Below are 17080 nucleotides of genomic sequence, written 5' to 3'. Positions count from 1 at the left end.
CAGGGGGTGCAGGAGGTGCAGGGCGTTCAGGGAATTCAGGGGTGAGGGGATTCAGGGCTGGTGGGGCGGCCAGGCCGTGGTGGACCACGGGTGGCGCAGGTCGTCGAGCGAGGTGACCTCGTGCGGCTTCAACGTGTCGATGTCCGGCGCCTGTTCGTGGTGGGCGTAGGCACTCTCGACGTAGCGGTGTCCGGTGTCGGCGGCGATGAAGACGTAGGTGCGGGAGCCGTCCCCGCGCCGCTCCCACAGCGCGCTCAGATAGGCGGCGCCCGCCGAGAGCCCGGCGAAGATGCCGCCGGTGCGCAGCAGGGAGACCGCCCCGCAGACGGCGCTGTCGAAGTTCACCCAGTGCACGCGGTCGTACAGCTCGTGCCGTACGTTGCCGAACTCGATGGCGCTGCCGATCCCGGCGATGATCATGTCGGGGTCGGCGACGTGCTCGGAGCCGAAGGTGATGCTGCCGAAGGGCTGGACGCCGATGAGCCGCACGTCCCGTCCGGCCTCGCGCAGATAGGTGGCGAGGGCCCCGGTCGAGGCGCCCGACCCCACACCCCCGACCAGCGCGAGCGGGCCCGCCGGGAGGTCTTCGTCGAGCGACTGAGCCACCTCGCGGTAGCCGTGGTAATGGATCGCGTCGTGGTACTGCCGCATCCAGTGGTACGAGGGGTTGGCGGCCAGGATCTCGGCGATGCGGCGCACCCGCGACTCCTGGTCCAGGCGCAGGTCCTTGGAGGGCGCGACCTGCTCCAGCGTGGCGCCGAGTATCTCCAGCTGCACCCGCGTCGAGCGGTCCACGGTCGTGGAGCCGACGATGTGGCACTTCATGCCGTAGCGGTGACAGGCGAGGGCCAGGGCCTGGGCGTAGATGCCGCTGGAACTGTCGATGAGCGTGTCACCGGGCCGCACGGCACCGGTGTCGAGGAGGTGGCGGACGGCGCCGAGAGCCGAGTAGATCTTCATGGTCTCGAACCGCAGACAGGCCAGATCCGGTGCGAGGGATATGAGATCCGGTTTCTTCACCGCTTCGGCGATGTGGGCGTGCATGACGGGACCCCCCGGTAGGGATGTGAGAGCTGGAGAGGCCGGGGGTGGGTGCGGCTCCCCGGAACGCCGAGAGCATCACACTAGATGAAAATGATTGTCAAGACCGGGTAAGGTCGCCGCACTGGTCCATGAGGAGCGGTGCGCCGTGCGCGCCCGCCGTGTCGAGAGGAGTCGCGTGAAGCTGTCCCAAGAGGCCGGAGCGAGGGCCTGCCTGCCGCGGCAGGGACCGCCGGCGCCGTGGGCGGGCACGGGTACGGGAGTGGGTGCGGGTACGGGCGTGGGCACCGCGTTCGGCACCTTCGGCGAGCTGCTCCAAGGCGTGCTGCCGGAGGAGGACGGGGACTTCCTCGTGACGCTGCCCGTCGCCCGCTGGACCATGGCCACCTTCCGGCGGGAGTCCGTGTCCGGGGAGCTGGAGGTCTGGCCCCGGCACAAGACGAAGGCACTCCGACTGGCCCAGATGATCGCGGAGTTGGCGCCCGTCCGTGCCCGCTCCTTGCGCGGCGGCTCGCTGACCCTCGACAGCGTGATCCCCGAGGGCAAAGGGCTCGCCAGCTCCTCCGCCGACCTCGTCGCCACCGCGCGCGCGGTCGGCCGGGCGCTCGGTGTCGCCATGCCGCCCGCCCGGATCGAGCGGCTCCTGTCCCGCATCGAACCGACCGACGGAGTGCTCTACCCGGCGATCGTCGCCTTCCACCACCGCAGCGTGCGGCTGCGCGCGGTCCTCGGGTCGCTGCCGGCGATGGCCGTGGTCGGCGTCGACGAGGGCGGATCGGTCGACACCGTGGACTTCAACCGCATCCCCAAGCCGTTCACTCCGGCCGACCGGCGCGCCTACGCCGACCTGCTCGCGCGGCTCACCGACGCCGTGCGCGGCCGGGACCTCGCGCAAGTCGGCCGCATCGCGACCCGCAGCGCCCTGATGAACCAACGCCTGCGCCACAAGGCCCTGTTGGACCCGATGCGAGACATCTGCCGCGAGGTCGGCGGCCTCGGCGTGGCCGTCGGGCACAGCGGTACGACCCTGGGCATCCTGCTCGACGCCACGGACCCCGCGTACACGCGCCGCGTGACGGCGGCGGCCCAGGCGTGCGGGGAGCTGGCGGGCGGCGTGACGCTCTACCGGACGCTGAGCTTCCCCACCACGTCCCCGTGCTGAGCGTGTGGTCCGAACGGTCGGGCGAGAGCGGCGCCCGCGCCGGACCGGAGCGGGCCCACCGGTTCAGCGTCGGCCGTCGGCCGTGCCCTCCTCGCGGGGTCACGCCGAACGGCGCAGCAGGCGCAGCCCGTTGAGGCCGACCAGGACGGTGGACCCCTCGTGGCCCGCGACGCCGAGCGGCAGCGGCAGATGCCCCACCAGGTCCCAGACCACCAGGGCGCCGATGCACACGGAGGCGATGACGAGGTTCTGCACCACCACGCGCCGGGCCCGCCGGGAGAGCGCCACCACCGCGGGCACGGCGACGAGTTCGTCCCGCACCACCACCGCGTCGGCGGTCTCCAGGCTCAGGTCGGAGCCGGTCCTGCCCATCGCGATGCCGCTGTGCGCGGTGGCGAGCGCGGGCGCGTCGTTCACGCCGTCCCCGACGACGAGGACCCGCTCGCCCCGCTCCTGCCACTCCCGTACGGCCGCTGCCTTGTCCTGCGGGAGGAGCCCGGCCCGCACCTCGTCGATCCCGGTCTCCCGGGCCAGCGCGGCGGCGGCCGCCGGGGTGTCGCCGGTCAGCAACACCGGGGTGCGGCCCGTCAGTTCCCGCAGCCCGGCGACGGCCTCGGCGGCCTTCGGCCGGGGCAGGTCGGCGAGGCGCAGAAGGGCCGAGGGAACGCCGTCGACCACGACGAGGACGAGGGTCCCGCCGTCCCCGTCGTCCGCCGCGCCCCCGCTCCCGTCCCGGCCCTCGGCCGCGCTGCCGCCCCCGGCCGCGCGCGTCGAGGCGTACGCGGCCATGACCGACGTACGGGCGGCCTCGTCGGCCAGGAGCCGCTCGGGGCTGCCGACCTGGACGGTGCGGCCCGCGACGAGCGCGCGGACGCCGCGCCCGGGAGCGGCGGCGAAGTCGTGCGCGCCCTCCAGCGGCAGCCCGCGCTCGCGGGCGGCGGCGACCACGGCGCGGGCGAGCGGGTGTTCGCTGGGGTGCTCCGCGGTCGCCGCCAGGGCGAGCACCTCGTCGCCGGTCAGGTCCGTGCCCGGCAGCGTCCGGATGTCCGTGACGCGGGGCGTGCCCTCGGTGAGCGTTCCCGTCTTGTCCAGGGCGACCTTCGTGACCGCGCCGAGCCGCTCCATCACGACGGCGGACTTGACGAGGACCCCATGGCGTCCCGCGTTGGCGATCGCGGAGAGCAGCGGCGGCATGGTGGCGAGGACCACCGCGCACGGCGAGGCCACGATCATGAAGGTCATGGCCCGCAGCAGCGTCCCGGTGAACGCGGCGCCGAGCGCGAGCGGCACGGCGAACAGCGCGAGCGTGGCCACCACCACGCCCACCGAATAGCGCTGTTCGACCTTCTCGATGAACAACTGGGTGGGCGCCTTGGTCTCGCTGGCCTCCTCGACCATGGCCACGATGCGGGCGAGCACGGAGTCCGACGGGTCGCGGCCCACGCGCACGCGCAGCGCCCCGGTGCCGTTGAGGGTGCCCGCGAACACCTCGTCGCCGGCCTCCTTGGTGACGGGCAGGGGTTCGCCGGTGATGGTGGCCTGGTCCACCTCGCTGCGGCCGTCGAGCACGGTGCCGTCGGCGGGCAGCCGCTCGCCGGGCCGCACCAGAACGAGGTCGCCGACCCGCAGCGCGTCCGCCGCCACCCGCTCCCCGTCGCCGTCGCCGCCGTCCGGGGGCAGCCGGAGCGCCATGGCGGGGGCGAGGTCGAGCAGGCCGCGCACCGAGTCCGCGGTGCGCCGGGTCGCGAGGGCCTCCAGGGCGCCGGAGACCGCGAAGATGACGATGAGCAGCCCGCCGTCCAGGAACTGCCCGATGGCGGCGGCGCCCAGAGCCGCGACCACCATCAGCAGATCGACGTCCAGACTCCGCTCCCGCAGCGCCCGGAGCCCCTCGAGGCCCGGCTCCCAGCCGCCGGCCGCGTAGCACACCGCGTACAGCGGCCCCCATGCCCAGGCGGGGGCCCCGGCGAGGTCGAGCGGGAACGCGAGCAGGAACGCGGCCGTGGCCAGCGCCGCCCAGCGCACCTCGGGCAGGGCGAGCAGCCGGGTGCGCCGCGCCCGTGCGGGTACGGCGGGGGAGGGGGCCGGGGTCGGCCGGTCGCCCACCAGAGCGGAAGACATCGGAGCACACCTCGTGGTCGGGGTCGTCGCGCGCCGCGGGACGCGGCGGGACCCACCATAGCGGAACACATGAAGAGGTCTTCACGTATACGCCGAAGAAAAATGCGCGCCCAGTAGGATTGCCCCCATGGGACACGGAGTCGACAGCAAGACCACACCTGCGACGCACCTCGACGCGGACTCCGCCGCCACCATCGCCGCGACCCTCCAGGCGCTGGCCACCCCGTCCCGGCTGATGATCCTCACCAAGCTGCGCCAGGGGCCGTGCGGGGTCGGCGCGCTCGCCGAGGCGGTCGGCATGGAACAGTCCGCGGTCTCCCACCAGTTGCGCCTGCTGCGCGCCCTCGGCCTGGTCACCGGCTCGCGGCAGGGGCGGCGCATCGTCTACAGCCTTTACGACAACCACGTGGCGCAGCTCCTCGACGAGGCCGTCTACCACATCGAGCACCTGCGTCTCGGCGCGCGCGATCTGCCGACGCGGGGCGACCTCGACTGAGGGCGGCCCCCGCTCAGCGGTGCACGCCCACCCCCGACCGGTCCGGGGCGAACCGGGGTCGCAGCACCAGTTCCTCGTCGTACTCCCCGCCGTTCTCGTGGCGGTAGGGCAGCGGAGCCGTCGTGCCCAGCGTCCGCAGGCGCTCGCGCAGCGCCGCCACACCGCGGGCGTGCCCCTCCCGCGTGAGCCGGTCCGCGCCGTACACCACGAACGGCGGGAGCGCCGCCATGCCGGTGTACCAGAACGTGCCGTGCAGCAAGGGGAACAGCACTTCCTCCAGCTGCCCGTGGATGCCGCGCGGGCCGAAGCCGGACTCCCGGGCGCCCACCGAAGTGACGATCAGCGCCCGCTTCCCGGCCAGCCCGCCGTCCCCGTACCGCCGGGTGCGGCCGTCGGGGCCCTGGAGGCCGAAGCCGAAGCCCTGCACCAGGACGCGGTCGAACCAGCCCTTCAGGATCGCGGGCGGACCGAACCACCAGAGCGGGAACTGGAAGACCACCGCGTCCGCCCAGGCGATCTTCTCCTGCTCGCGGCGGATGTCGTCGCCCAACTCTCCTCGCGCGTACGAGCGTTCCTGCTCGGCGCCCACGAAGAGGCGCCCGGGCGGCGCGTCCTTGAAGTCATCGGCGTCCACCACGGCCTTCCAGCCCATGGCGTACAGATCGGAGACGCGGTGCTCATGGCCGAGCGCGTCCAGTGTGCGCAGCCCCTCGGCCATCAGGGAGCCGTTCAGGGAGCGCTGTTCCGGGTGGGCGAAAATCCAGAGAACCTTCATGCCCTCGATCGTGCGGTGCGCGGCGGTGGGGCGACGAGTGGCCAGATCGCCAGGGGTCGCAAGGATCTGGCCACAGGTAGGGGTCACCCGGCGCGCCAGGGGGCGTCGGCAACGCCATCGGGCGGCCCCCCGAAGAGGGCCGCCCGATGGCGTCGACGTCGTACGACGATCAGTCCTTGGCGATGCCCTTGCCGACGTCCTTGGTCTTCTCCTTGGCCTCCCGGGCGTCGCCCTTCACCTTTTCGGCGCGGCCCTTGGCGGTGAGGCGTTCGTTGCCCACGGCGCGTCCCGCGGCCTCCGCTGCGGCGCCGGTCGCCTGCTCGGTCTTGGCCTTGGCCTTCTCGTTGGCGGTCATGGTCCGCTCACGCTCCTTGGCATCGACATCATGTGCTGTTCATGCGTGTGACCGCTTCGCCGCCGCGTAAACATGGATCACCGCAATCACTGCCATCACGGCCAAGCGCCGCAATCACCCCAGCCGCACGGGCAGCGCCCGGTGCCCGTTGCTGATGAGCGAGGGCATCGGTCGCAGGTCCTCGTGGGGGACCGCCAGTTCCATGTCGGGGAACCGCTCGAAGAGCGACCGCAGCGCGGTGGCCACCTCCAGACGGGCCAGCGGCGCGCCGAGGCAGAAGTGCACGCCGTGCCCGAAGGCCAGGTGCTCCTTCGAGGGGCGGGTGGCGTCGAAGCGGTCGGCGGTTCGCCCGTGCCAGTCGGGGTGGCGGTTCGCGGCGCCGTAGGACGCGAGGATCGCCTCGCCCCGGGCGATCGTCCGCCCGTCCGGCAGGGCGATGTCCGCGACGGCGAAGCGCAGCGGCAGATGCTTGACGGCCGACTCGTGCCGCAGGGTCTCCTCGACGACGTCCTCCCAGCCGGCCCGCCCGGCCCGCACGAGTGCGAGCTGCCCGGGGTCCGTCAGCAGGGCGGTGACGGCCTGGTCGATGACGTTGACGGTCGTCTCGTACCCGGCGCTGATCATCAGCAGCAGCGTGTCGCGCAGCTCGGCGTCCGTGAAACCGCTGCCGTCGCCCTCCTCGTCGCGGGCGGCGATGAGCAGCGAGGTCATGTCGTCGCCCGGCTCGGGATCCGCGCGCCTGGCCGCGATGAGCCGGTCGAGGGCCTCGTACAGGGAGGCGGTGTTCGCGGCGGCCTGCGCGGTGCTGAGGGTGGTGGAGAAGACCCCGTCGACCAGGCCGCGGAAGCTCTCGCGCCGGCTGTCGGGGACGCCCATGAGCCGGCCGATCACCGCGATCGGCAGCGGGTAGGCAAGCGCCTCGCGCAGATCCACCTCCTCCCCGGCGGGCCGGGCCGCGAGATCGTCGAGGAGCGAGTCGACGATCGCCTCGACGGCGGGGCGCATGGCCTGTACGCGCCGGGAGCTGAACGCGGGTGCCACCATGCGGCGCAGCCTGCGGTGGTCGTCGCCGTAGGCGGTGAACATGTTGTGCACCGCCACCCACAGGGCGAGCGGCCAGTCCGGCACGGCCTCGGCGAAGTCCGGCCAGTGGGCGCGGGCGTCCTTGGAGACGTCGGGACTGTTGAGGAGCCGCTTGAGGAGGCGGGGGTCGCTGACGGACCAGGCGGGCACCCCGAGCACGTCCACGCGGGTGGCCGCTCCCCGGGCCCGTAAGGCCTCGTACTCGGCGTGGTGGTCCTCCCCGGCGGGATCCAGGACCAGGAGGGGCTGTTCGGGCACGATGGCTCCTTCGGTGAGTACACGGATGGTGCGTATACGGGTGGCGCGTACATGGGCTGCGCGTACGGGTGTTGCGTAGACGGGTGGTGCGTACACGGGCGGGCAAGGCATACCCGCGTCCGCCGCGGCCCCACCCTCTCGCTCTACACTCGCGCTGCGCCGTTGCCCTACGGTTTGCCGCTCCGACCCGAGGGGATGGTGGAAGCTTGTGAAGATCCTCATCAGCGCCGACATGGAGGGCGCGACCGGGGTGACCTGGCCGGCCGACGTGCTGCCGGGCACCGCGCAGTGGGAGCGGTGCAGGAAGATGTTCACCTCGGACGTGAACGCCGCCGTGCTCGGGTTCCTCGACGGCGGCGCCGACGAGGTCCTCGTCAACGAAGCGCACTGGACCATGCGCAATCTGCTCCTCGAAGAGCTGGACGAGCGGGCCCAGATCCTCACCGGACGCCACAAGTCGCTCTCCATGGTCGAGGGCGTGCAGCACGGCGACGTGGACGGCATCGCGTTCCTCGGCTACCACACGGGCGCCGGCATGGAGGGCGTCCTCGCGCACACCTACCTCGCCAACCAGATCACCGGCGTATGGGTCAACGGCGTACGCGCCGGCGAGGGGCTGCTGAACGCGCACGTCGTCGCCGAGTACGGCGTCCCCGTCGTACTCGTCACCGGCGACGACCTGACCTGCGAGGACGCCCTCGGCTACGCGCCCGGCGCGCTGAAGGTCGCCGTCAAGGACCACGTCTCGCGCTACGCCGCCGTCTGCCGCACCCCGGCCCGCACCGCCGCCGACATCCGCGCCGCGGCGAAGGAGGCGGCCCCGCTCGCCGTGCGGCACGCACCGGTCGTGGCGGGCCCGTTCACCGTCGAGGTCGAGTTCGACGCCGAGCACCTGGCGATGGCCGTGACCGTCGTGCCGGGAGTGCGCCGTACGGGGGAGCGCAAGGCCGCCTACGACAGCGGGACGATGTACGAGGGGATCCGTACCTTCAAGGCGGTTACGACGATCGCCTCCGCCGCCGTGGAGGAACAATATGGCTAGCCAGCACCAGGAGCAGGGCCAGGAGCCGCACCCCGGGCACCAGGTGGACGCGCGGGCGCTCGACGAGGTCGTCACCTTCACCTCCGAGCTGATCCGCATCGACACCACCAACCGCGGCGCCGGCGACTGCCGCGAGCGGCCCGCCGCCGAGTACGCCGCCGAGCGCCTCGCCGGCGCGGGCCTGACCCCGGCGCTCCTGGAGCGCACCCCGGGCCGCACGAACGTCGTCGCCCGCGTCGAGGGCACGGACCCGGGCGCCGACGCGCTGCTCGTCCACGGCCACCTCGACGTCGTCCCCGCCGAGGCCGCCGACTGGAGCGTGGACCCGTTCTCCGGGGAGATCGGCGACGGCGTCGTCTGGGGCCGGGGCGCCATCGACATGAAGAACATGGACGCGATGATCCTCGCGGTCGTACGCCACTGGGCGCGCGCCGGGGTGCGGCCGAGGCGGGACGTCGTCGTCGCCTTCACCGCCGACGAGGAGGCCAGCGCGGCCGACGGCTCCGGGTTCCTCGCCGACCGGCACGCCGCGCTCTTCGAGGGCTGCACGGAGGGCGTCAGCGAGTCGGGTGCCTTCACCTTCCACGACGGGCGGGGCAACCAGCTCTATCCGATCGCGGCCGGGGAGCGCGGCACGGGCTGGCTCAAGCTCACCGCGCGCGGCACGGCGGGCCACGGCTCCAAGGTCAACCGCGCCAACGCCGTGAGCAGGCTGGCCGCCGCCATCACCCGTATCGGGGAGCACCGGTGGCCGGTGCGGATCACCCCGACCGTGCGCGCCGGCATGGTCGAACTCGCCGCGCTCTACGGCCTGGAGCCCGACCCCGAGGCGCCCGGCTTCGACGTCGACGCCTTCCTGGAGAAGCTCGGCCCGACCGCCGCGCTCGTCGAACCGACGGTCCGCAACAGCGCCAACCCGACGATGCTGCGGTCGGGCTACAAGGTCAACGTGATTCCCGGGGAGGCCGTGGCCTATGTGGACGGCCGTTTTCTGCCCGGCGGCGAGGAAGAGTTCCGCCACACGCTTGACCTGCTGACGGGCCCTGACGTCGACTGGGAGTTCCACCACCGCGAGGTGGCGCTCCAGGCGCCGGTCGACTCGCCGACGTACGCGCGGATGCGGGCGGCCGTCGAGGAGTTCGCGCCGGAGGGGCACGTCGTGCCGTACTGCATGTCGGGCGGTACGGACGCCAAGCAGTTCTCGCGGCTCGGCATCACCGGCTACGGCTTCTCGCCGCTGAGGACACCGGAGGGCTTCGACTATCAGGCGCTCTTCCACGGAGTCGACGAGCGCGTCCCGGTGGACGCGCTGCACTTCGGCGTCCGCGTCCTCGACCGCTTTCTGCGCACGGCCTAGGAAAAACGGCCCGGAACACACGGGAACACCACCGGAACACCATGGGGGAAGTACAAGACATGATGCAGAACCGGGCCTACGGGTCATGGCCGTCGCCGATCGACGCCGAGCTGGCCGCCGCCCACGACGGCGCCCCGGGGTACGTCGGCTTCGTCGGCGCCGAGGCGTGGTGGACCGAGCCCAGGCCCACCGAGGGCGGCCGCCGCGCGCTGATGCGCCGGCTCCCCGACGGCACGGAGGTCTCGGTGCTGCCCCCGCCGTGGAACGTGCGCAGCCGCGTCGTCGAGTACGGCGGCCGCCCCTGGGCCGGCGCCGACCGCCCCGAGGGGCCGCTGCTCGTCTTCGCGAACTTCGCCGACCAGCGCCTGTACGCCTACGAACCCGACGCCCCGCACACCGCGCCCCGGGCGCTTACCCCGCTGTCCGCCGTGGGCGGCGGGCTGCGCTGGGCCGACCCCGTGCTGCGCCCGGACCGGGGCGAAGTGTGGTGCGTCCTGGAGGAGTTCACCGGCGAGGCGGCCACCGACGTGCGCCGGGTCGTCGTCGCGGTGCCGCTCGACGGATCGGCGGCCGAGGACCGCGGCGCGGTGCGCGAACTGTCCGACGGAGCCCACCGCTTCGTCACCGGACCGCGCCTGTCGCCCGACGGCACCCGGGCCGCCTGGATCGCCTGGGACCACCCCCGCATGCCGTGGGACGGCACCGACCTGGTGCTCGCCCGGGTGCGGGACGACGGCACGTTCGAGGCACCCCGGGTCCTCGCCGGCGGCCCCGAGGAGTCCGTCGCCCAGGTCGCCTGGGCCCCGGACGGGCGGCTGTTGTTCTCCAGTGACCGCACCGGCTGGTGGAACCTGTACCGGGCCGCCCCGGACACCGGAAGCGAGGTCCAGGCCCTGTGCCCGCGCGAGGAGGAGTTCGCGGGCCCCCTGTGGCAGACCGGCCTGAACTGGTTCACGCCCCTGGACAGCGGACTGATCGCCGTCGTCCACGGCAAGGGCGCCACCGCCCTCGGCATACTCGACCCCGAGACCGGCGAGATCGTCGACGCGGCCGGACCCTGGACGGAGTGGGCCTCGACCGTCGCCGCGCACGGCACCCGCGTGCTCGGCGTCGCCGCCAGCCCGCGCAGCGCGTACGAGGTCGTGGAGCTGGACACCCGCACCGGCCACGCCCGGGTCGTCGGCGCCGCCCACGGCGACCCGGTGGACCCCGCGTACTACCCCGAACCCCGGATCCGCACCTTCACCGGCCCGGCCGGCCGGCCCGTCCACGCGCACGTCTACCCGCCGCACCACCCCGGCCACGTCGCCCCCGACGACGAGCTGCCGCCCTACGTGGTGTGGGCGCACGGCGGCCCCACCGACCGCTCGCCGCTCGTCCTCGACCTGGCCATCGCCTACTTCACCTCGCGCGGCATCGGCGTCGCCGAGGTCGACTACGGCGGCTCCACCGGGTACGGGCGCGCCTACCGCGAGCGGCTGCGCGGGCAGTGGGGCATCGTCGACGTCGAGGACTGCGCGGCCGTCGCGCTCGCCCTGGCCGACGAGGGCACCGCCGACCGCTCCCGGCTCGCCGTCCGCGGCGGCAGCGCGGGCGGCTGGACCGCGGCCGTCTCCCTGGTCGCCACCGACGTCTACGCCTGCGGGACGATCAGCTACCCGGTGCTCGACCTCATGGCGTTCGCCTCGGGGGAGACCCACGACCTCGAATCGCGCTACCTGGAGTCCCTCGTCGGACCGCTGGACGAGGAGCCCGCGCGGTACACGGAGCGTTCCCCGCTGGAGCACACCGACCGCGTCACCGCGCCCTTCCTGCTCCTCCAGGGGCGGGACGACGTGATCTGCCCGCCCGCGCAGTCCGAACGCTTCCTCGCGAAGATGGCGGGGCGCGGCATCCCCCACGCCTACCTCGCCTTCGAGGGCGAGGGGCACGGATTCCGCCGCGCCGACACGATGGTCCGCGCCCTGGAGGCGGAACTCTCCCTGTACGCCCAGGTGTTCGGACTCGACCTCGCCGATCCGGTGCCGACCCTGGAGCTCGGCAAGTGAGGGCGCTCATACGGCCCGCGCGCCTGGTGCCCGGCGCGCGCGTGGCCGTCGTCGCGCCGAGCGGACCTGTCCCGGAACACCGGATCGAGGCGGGCCTGGACATCCTGCGCGGCTGGGACCTGGACCCCTTCGTCCTGCCCCATGTCCTGGACCGGCACCGGGAGTTCGGCTATCTCGCGGGAGCCGACGCCGACCGCGCCCGGGACCTGGAGCGGGCGTGGTGCGACCCGGGTGTGGCCGCCGTGTTCTGCGCGCGCGGCGGATACGGTGCCCAGCGCATGGTGGACCTCGTGGACTGGGCCGCGCTGCGGGCGGCCGGGCCCAAGGTGTTCCTCGGCTACAGCGACGCCACCGCGCTGCACGAGGCGTTCGCCACGAGGCTCGGCATCGCCACGCTGTACGGCCCGATGACCGCCGCCGCCGACTTCCTCAAGAGCGCGGACGCCCAGGAACATCTGCGCACGACCCTGTTCACCCCGGAGGCGGCCCGGGTGATCACCGCCAAGGCGGGCGCGACAGCCCTCGTCGGCGGCCGGGCCCGAGGCGTCACATTCGGCGGCTGCGTCTCTTTGCTCGCCGCGGAGCTCGGCACCCCCGGCGCGCGGGCGGCGGCACGCGGTGGCCTGCTGTTCCTGGAGGACGTCGGCGAGGAGACGTACCGTCTGGACCGGATCCTCACCCAGCTCCTGCGGGCGGGCCGGCTGGCGGGCGTCACCGGGATCGCGCTCGGCTCCTGGCAGGAGTGCGGGCCCCGCGACGAGCTGCACCGGCTCTTCGCCGACCGGCTCGGCGGTCTTGGTGTGCCGGTGGTCGAGGAGTTCGGGTTCGGCCACTGCGAGGGGGCGCTGACCGTACCGTTCGGCGTGGCCGGCGAACTGGACGCGGACGCGCGGACGTTGACCTTGGACACGCCGGCGCTGGCTTGAGGCGCCCGGTGGACACTCCTGCCCCTACTGGCCAGTAACCGTCAGGCGCCGCCCGCCCGGACCCCCGTCCCCCCCGTCACCCGCACGGCCCACCGCCCCACCCCGGGGGCCCGCCCACCGCGCGCGAACTGCGGGTGGCCGCCCATGCTGGTACCGGGGGAGGGTGGACGTACCTCTGACGGAAGGGTGCACATCATGAGCCCCAAGACCTCCACGGGCGGCTCCCGGGGCGGCGGCTCGGGCGGCGGGCCGATGACGCCGGCCAGGATCGCCGTCGCCGCGGTCGCCGTCCTCGCCCTGGTCTTCGTCTTCGAGAACACCCGCAGCACCAAGATCCGACTGCTGATCCCCGAAGTGACCATGCCCCTGTGGATGGCCCTGCTCGGCACGGGGCTGATCGGTGCGCTGTGCGGGGCCTACCTCAGCGGGAGACGCAGGTGAGAAAGCCGCACTGCGGGTAGCGTGGCCCGATGCCCCGTACACCCACCTGGCTCGCCCAAGGCCCCCGCGTCGGCATCCGCCCCTTCGCCGACGCGGATCGCGCCGAATTCACCGCCCGCACCCGCGAGAGCCGGGACCTGCACCGGCCCTGGCTGTTCCCGCCCGCCACGGACGACGCCTACCGCGCGTATACGGCGGCGCTCCACGAGAGCCCGGACCGGGCCGGCTTCCTCGTGTGCGAGCGCGACAGCGGGGCCATCGCCGGGTTCATCAACGTCAACAACATCGTCCGGGGCGCCTTCCGCAGCGCCGCCCTCGGCTACGGCGCCTTCGCGCACGCCCACGGGCGGGGCCTGATGAGCGAGGGGCTCGCCCTCGTCATGGCCTACGCCTTCGGGGAGTTGGGCCTGCACCGCCTGGAGGCCAACATCCAGCCGGGCAACGCTCCCTCGATCGCGCTCGTCCGCCGCGCCGGCTTCCGCCTGGAGGGCTTCTCACCGGACTTCCTGCACGTCGACGGGGCCTGGCGCGACCACGAACGCTGGGCCATCACGGACGACATGCCCCGGCCGGCCGACGGGATCAGCGGCGCGACGGCTTCCGGTTGATCTTCATCGTGTCCATGTCCGTCACCGTCGAACGCAGCGCCTTGTATCCGTGCCCCAGCTCTCCGAGCAGGTTCTCCGCCTGCTCCTCGGCGAGCGCCCCCGCCATCTCCTCGCCGTCCTCGGCGTCACAGAGCACCTCGTAGCGCAGGGAGAAGTGCTTCAGCGCGCGGTCGTAGGTGAGGGTGCCCTCGGGCGTGAACTTCATCTGCGCCAGGCCGTGTTCCGCCACCTCGGCCAGGAGCGTGTCGCGCGACGCCTCCGTCAGCCGGTCCCACGTGCCCCGGACGATGACCCGGTAGGTGTGCTGCGTGCCCATGTCGTTCGCGCCCCTCCTCGTGCCGTGTGCCTGGCCGACGGCCGGCCAAACCCGTTGAACAACGCAGGGTACGTCGCCGAGGATGGCCCGCATGCGCAATATCGTGCTCGTCGACGCCCCCTCCAACCTGGGCCTCCGCCCGCCCGCCCCGGGCACGGTCCCCGGCTGCCACAAGCTCGCCGGAGCCATGCGGGAGCGCGGCGTCCTGCGCCGCCTCGGCGCCGTCGAGGGCGGCGTCGTCGTACCACCGCGCTACGACCTCGGGGACTGGCGGGAGGGCGACGGCGTCTTCAACGCGGAGGCCATCGCCGCGTACACCGCGAAACTCGCCGACCGCGTCGAACAGCACGTGCGCGCCGGTGACTTCCTCGTCGTCCTCGGCGGGGACTGCTCGATCCAACTCGGGGCCGCGCTCGCCCTGCGCCGCCTCGGACGGTACGGGATCGTGTCCGTCGACGGCTCCGCCGACTTCCGCCACCCCGGCAACTCCGACCGGATCGGCGCCGCGGGCGGCGAGGAGCTGGCCCTGGCCACCGGACGCGGCCAGCGCGACCTCACCGACATCGAGGGGCTCGGGCCCTATGTGCGCGACGAGGACGTACGCGTCTTCGGGATGCGCGACGAGGACGAGGACCGCGCCGAGTTCACCGCCCTGGGTATCTCCCACGCCACCGTCGGGGAGATCAGGGAGCGGGGCGCCGAGGACCTCGCCCGCGCCGCCGTACGCACCCTGGAGGCCCCTGAACTCGACGGCTACTGGGTGCACTTGGACGCCGACGTCCTCGACCCGACCGTGATGCCCGCCGTCGACAGCCCGGACCCCGGCGGCCTGCACCCCGAGGAACTCCTCGCGCTGCTGCGCCCCCTGCTGGAGTCCTCGCGCTGCGTGGGCCTCAACCTCACCATCTACGACCCCGACCTCGACCCCGAGGGCACGGCCGGCGATCTGCTCGCCGACCTGCTCGTGGCGGCGCTCGAGAGCCCCGCACCGCCCTTCGCGCAAACCTGACCCGAAGAACCCCTGGTCGGCGCCGCCCCGACCGTGTTCCATGGCGAGCGTGAAGACCACCGTGCGCCGTGCCGCCCTGGCCCTGCCGGTCGCCCCGACCGGTCCCGAGAACCCCCTGCCCCCGCTGTGCCTCCTGCGCGAGGCACGCACCTTGGAGGAGCGCGCCAAAGAGGGGCTGCCCCGCGACATGGCGCGGCAGATCGGCCACGAGCCGCTGCGGGACATCCTGCCCGTGCGGGTCCTCGACGGGTACGGGCGCGAGCGGACCGACACGCGGCTCGACACGCTCGTCATCGAGAACGACCGGCTGCGCGCCACCGTCCTGCCCGGGTACGGCGGCCGGGTCCACTCCCTCTTCCACAAGCCCACCGGCCGCGAACTCCTCTACCGCAACCCCGTCGTGCAGCCCGCCGGCTTCGCGCTCAACGGCGCGTGGACCTCCGGCGGCATCGAGTGGAACATCGGCGCCACCGGACACGGCACCCTGTCCTGCGCGCCCGTGCACGCCGCCCGCGTGACCGCGCCCGACGGCGGCGAGATGCTGCGCCTGTGGGAGTGGGAACGGCTGCGGGACCTGCCCTTCCAGGTGGACCTGTGGCTGCCCGAGGACTCCGACTTCCTGCACGTCGGGGTGCGGGTGCGCAATCCCCACGACAGGCCCGCGCCCGTCTACTGGTGGTCGAACATCGCGGTGCCCGAGGACCACCGGGTGCTCGTCCCCGCCGACGCGGCGTGGCGCTCGTCCTGCCCGGGCGAGCTGCGGCGGGTGCCGGTGCCGAAGAGCGACGGCGCCGACCGCACCTACCCGTTGCGCAGCGACTACTCCGCCGACTACTTCTACGACGTACCGGACGGGGCCCGGCGGTGGATCGCCGCACTCGACGAGGACGGGCACGGGCTCGTGCAGACCTCCACCGACCTCCTGCGCGGCCGCAAGCTCTTCGTCTGGGGCACCGGCGCCGGCGGCCGGCGCTGGCAGGAATGGCTCACCGAGCCCGGCACCGGCGGCTACGCGGAGATCCAGGCGGGCCTGGCCCGTACGCAGCTGGAGCACGTACGGCTGGCGGCCGAGTCCGAGCTGAGCTGGCTGGAGGCGTACGGACCCCTGTCCGCGCCGGCCGACCTCGTGCACGGCGACTGGGCGGGCGCGCGGGACGAGGCCGAGGCGCGGCTCGCCGCCGCCCTGCCGAGGGAGGCCGTCGACGCCGCCCACGAGGCCTGGCTGACCCGCGCCGACGCCGAGCCCGGGGAGGTGCTCGCGGTGGGCTCCGGCTGGGGCGCGCTGGAAGTGCTGCGCGCCGGGTACAAGCTGCCGGGCACGCCCTTCGAGGAGTCGACGCTCGGCCCCCGGCAGGCACCGTGGCTGGAGCTGCTGCGCAGCGGCGCCGTGCCCGAGCCGCGCGAGGCCGCGCCACCCGGCCCGACCCTCGTCGCGCGGCACTGGCGGGACATGCTGGAGACCGCGCCCGCCCACCCGCACGCCGAGTACCACCTGGGAGTGGCCCAGTGGCACGCCGACGACCGGGCACAGGCCGTCCGCAGCTGGGAGCGCGGCCTCGAACGGGCCTCGTCGCGTTGGCCGTTGCTGCGCTGCCTCGCCGTGGCGGACCGCACCGAAGGAAACCTGGAGCGGGCCGCGGACCGGTACGAGGAGGCCTTCGACGACCTGTGCCGGGAGCGGCGCGACGACGGCGCCACCTGGACGGCGGCGACGGCGGCGCTCGGCCGGGAGGCGATGTCCGTCCTGCTCGCCGCGGGCCGCCCGGCAGCGGCCCGCACGGTGTGGGACCGCCTCCACGAAGCCACCCGCGCCGAAGGCCGCTTCCGCCTCCTGGAGGCCCGACTCCTCGGTGCGGAGGGCGATAGGGCGGGGGTGCGGGCCCTCTTCGACGCGGGCCTGGAACCGGCGGACCTGCGGGAGGGTGCCGAGATCCTCGGCGAGTTGTGGACGGCGGCCACGGGCGGTGAGCCGGTTCCGGCGCGCTACGACTTCCGGACGCGGCCGCCGAAGGAGCCGACGGCCTCTTCGGGGTGAAGCGGTG

General features: G+C 73.7%; 16 protein-coding genes. 10 read left to right on the top strand and 6 right to left on the bottom strand.

What is annotated here, in order from left to right; all coding sequences use genetic code 11:
• Window positions 1-51 precede the first annotated feature (51 nt).
• The gene (locus tag ABZ385_RS02255) at window positions 52-1044 is read right to left on the bottom strand and encodes a pyridoxal-phosphate dependent enzyme (RefSeq protein WP_358909189.1); all 993 of its coding nucleotides are present in this window, start codon (window positions 1042-1044) and stop codon (window positions 52-54) included.
• A gap of 175 nt (window positions 1045-1219) precedes the next feature.
• On the opposite strand from ABZ385_RS02255, the gene ABZ385_RS02250 reads away from it, so the two are divergent.
• Window positions 1220-2203 (top strand): kinase, encoded by a 984-nt coding sequence (locus tag ABZ385_RS02250; RefSeq protein WP_358909187.1) that lies wholly within the window; start codon window positions 1220-1222, stop codon window positions 2201-2203.
• A 99-nt stretch (window positions 2204-2302) separates the two neighbouring features.
• On the opposite strand, the gene ABZ385_RS02245 is transcribed toward ABZ385_RS02250, so the two are convergent.
• Window positions 2303-4324 (bottom strand): heavy metal translocating P-type ATPase, encoded by a 2022-nt coding sequence (locus ABZ385_RS02245; RefSeq protein WP_358909185.1) that lies wholly within the window; start codon window positions 4322-4324, stop codon window positions 2303-2305.
• 127 nt (window positions 4325-4451) lie between these two features.
• On the opposite strand from ABZ385_RS02245, the gene ABZ385_RS02240 reads away from it, so the two are divergent.
• The gene (locus tag ABZ385_RS02240; protein ID WP_358909183.1) at window positions 4452-4820 is read left to right on the top strand and encodes a metalloregulator ArsR/SmtB family transcription factor; all 369 of its coding nucleotides are present in this window, start codon (window positions 4452-4454) and stop codon (window positions 4818-4820) included.
• Between the two features lie 13 nt (window positions 4821-4833).
• On the opposite strand, the gene ABZ385_RS02235 is transcribed toward ABZ385_RS02240, so the two are convergent.
• From ABZ385_RS02235 to ABZ385_RS02225, 3 genes are all read right to left on the bottom strand, one after another.
• On the bottom strand, window positions 4834-5595 hold the full coding sequence (locus tag ABZ385_RS02235; RefSeq protein WP_358586203.1) for an NAD(P)H-dependent oxidoreductase: 762 nt from the start codon (window positions 5593-5595) through the stop codon (window positions 4834-4836).
• Window positions 5596-5764: 169 nt separating this feature from the next.
• A complete protein-coding gene (locus ABZ385_RS02230) occupies window positions 5765-5950 on the bottom strand; it encodes a CsbD family protein (protein WP_358586205.1) in 186 nt (61 codons plus the stop codon).
• A 114-nt stretch (window positions 5951-6064) separates the two neighbouring features.
• The gene (locus ABZ385_RS02225; protein WP_358699623.1) at window positions 6065-7291 is read right to left on the bottom strand and encodes a cytochrome P450; all 1227 of its coding nucleotides are present in this window, start codon (window positions 7289-7291) and stop codon (window positions 6065-6067) included.
• A gap of 208 nt (window positions 7292-7499) precedes the next feature.
• Between ABZ385_RS02225 and ABZ385_RS02220 the strand changes: the two genes are divergently transcribed.
• The 6 genes from ABZ385_RS02220 to ABZ385_RS02195 all read left to right on the top strand — a co-directional run bounded on the left by ABZ385_RS02220 (window position 7500) and on the right by ABZ385_RS02195 (window position 13713).
• Window positions 7500-8333, top strand: coding sequence for a M55 family metallopeptidase (locus ABZ385_RS02220; RefSeq protein ID WP_358586209.1), 834 nt, complete (start codon window positions 7500-7502; stop codon window positions 8331-8333).
• Entirely contained in the window at window positions 8326-9690 is a 1365-nt protein-coding gene (locus ABZ385_RS02215) for a M20/M25/M40 family metallo-hydrolase (RefSeq protein WP_358909181.1), read from the top strand. The genes ABZ385_RS02220 and ABZ385_RS02215 overlap by 8 nt, the downstream gene beginning before the upstream one ends.
• A gap of 62 nt (window positions 9691-9752) precedes the next feature.
• The gene (locus ABZ385_RS02210; RefSeq protein WP_358909313.1) at window positions 9753-11738 is read left to right on the top strand and encodes an LpqB family beta-propeller domain-containing protein; all 1986 of its coding nucleotides are present in this window, start codon (window positions 9753-9755) and stop codon (window positions 11736-11738) included.
• Window positions 11735-12664 (top strand): LD-carboxypeptidase, encoded by a 930-nt coding sequence (locus ABZ385_RS02205; RefSeq protein ID WP_358586212.1) that lies wholly within the window; start codon window positions 11735-11737, stop codon window positions 12662-12664. The genes ABZ385_RS02210 and ABZ385_RS02205 overlap by 4 nt, the downstream gene beginning before the upstream one ends.
• A 195-nt stretch (window positions 12665-12859) precedes the next feature.
• Complete coding sequence (locus tag ABZ385_RS02200; RefSeq protein ID WP_358586214.1) at window positions 12860-13105, top strand: LapA family protein; 246 nt, start codon at window positions 12860-12862, stop codon at window positions 13103-13105.
• Window positions 13106-13134: 29 nt separating this feature from the next.
• Complete coding sequence (locus ABZ385_RS02195; RefSeq protein WP_358909179.1) at window positions 13135-13713, top strand: GNAT family N-acetyltransferase; 579 nt, start codon at window positions 13135-13137, stop codon at window positions 13711-13713.
• Here the strand turns inward: ABZ385_RS02195 and ABZ385_RS02190 are convergent.
• Entirely contained in the window at window positions 13688-14029 is a 342-nt protein-coding gene (locus ABZ385_RS02190; RefSeq protein ID WP_358586218.1) for a DUF6204 family protein, read from the bottom strand. The genes ABZ385_RS02195 and ABZ385_RS02190 overlap by 26 nt on opposite strands.
• A 91-nt stretch (window positions 14030-14120) precedes the next feature.
• On the opposite strand from ABZ385_RS02190, the gene ABZ385_RS02185 reads away from it, so the two are divergent.
• Window positions 14121-15038: an arginase family protein gene (locus tag ABZ385_RS02185; RefSeq protein ID WP_358586219.1), complete on the top strand. Its 918-nt coding sequence runs from the start codon at window positions 14121-14123 to the stop codon at window positions 15036-15038.
• Between the two features lie 40 nt (window positions 15039-15078).
• Window positions 15079-17073, top strand: a complete 1995-nt coding sequence (locus ABZ385_RS02180) for a DUF5107 domain-containing protein (RefSeq protein WP_358909177.1) — start codon at window positions 15079-15081, stop codon at window positions 17071-17073.
• Window positions 17074-17080: the final 7 nt, after the last annotated feature.

The sequence above is a fragment of the Streptomyces sp. NPDC005898 genome, assembly GCF_040629635.1.
In the GTDB taxonomy this organism is placed as follows: domain Bacteria; phylum Actinomycetota; class Actinomycetes; order Streptomycetales; family Streptomycetaceae; genus Streptomyces.
This window is presented reverse-complemented; position numbering and strand designations above follow the sequence as displayed.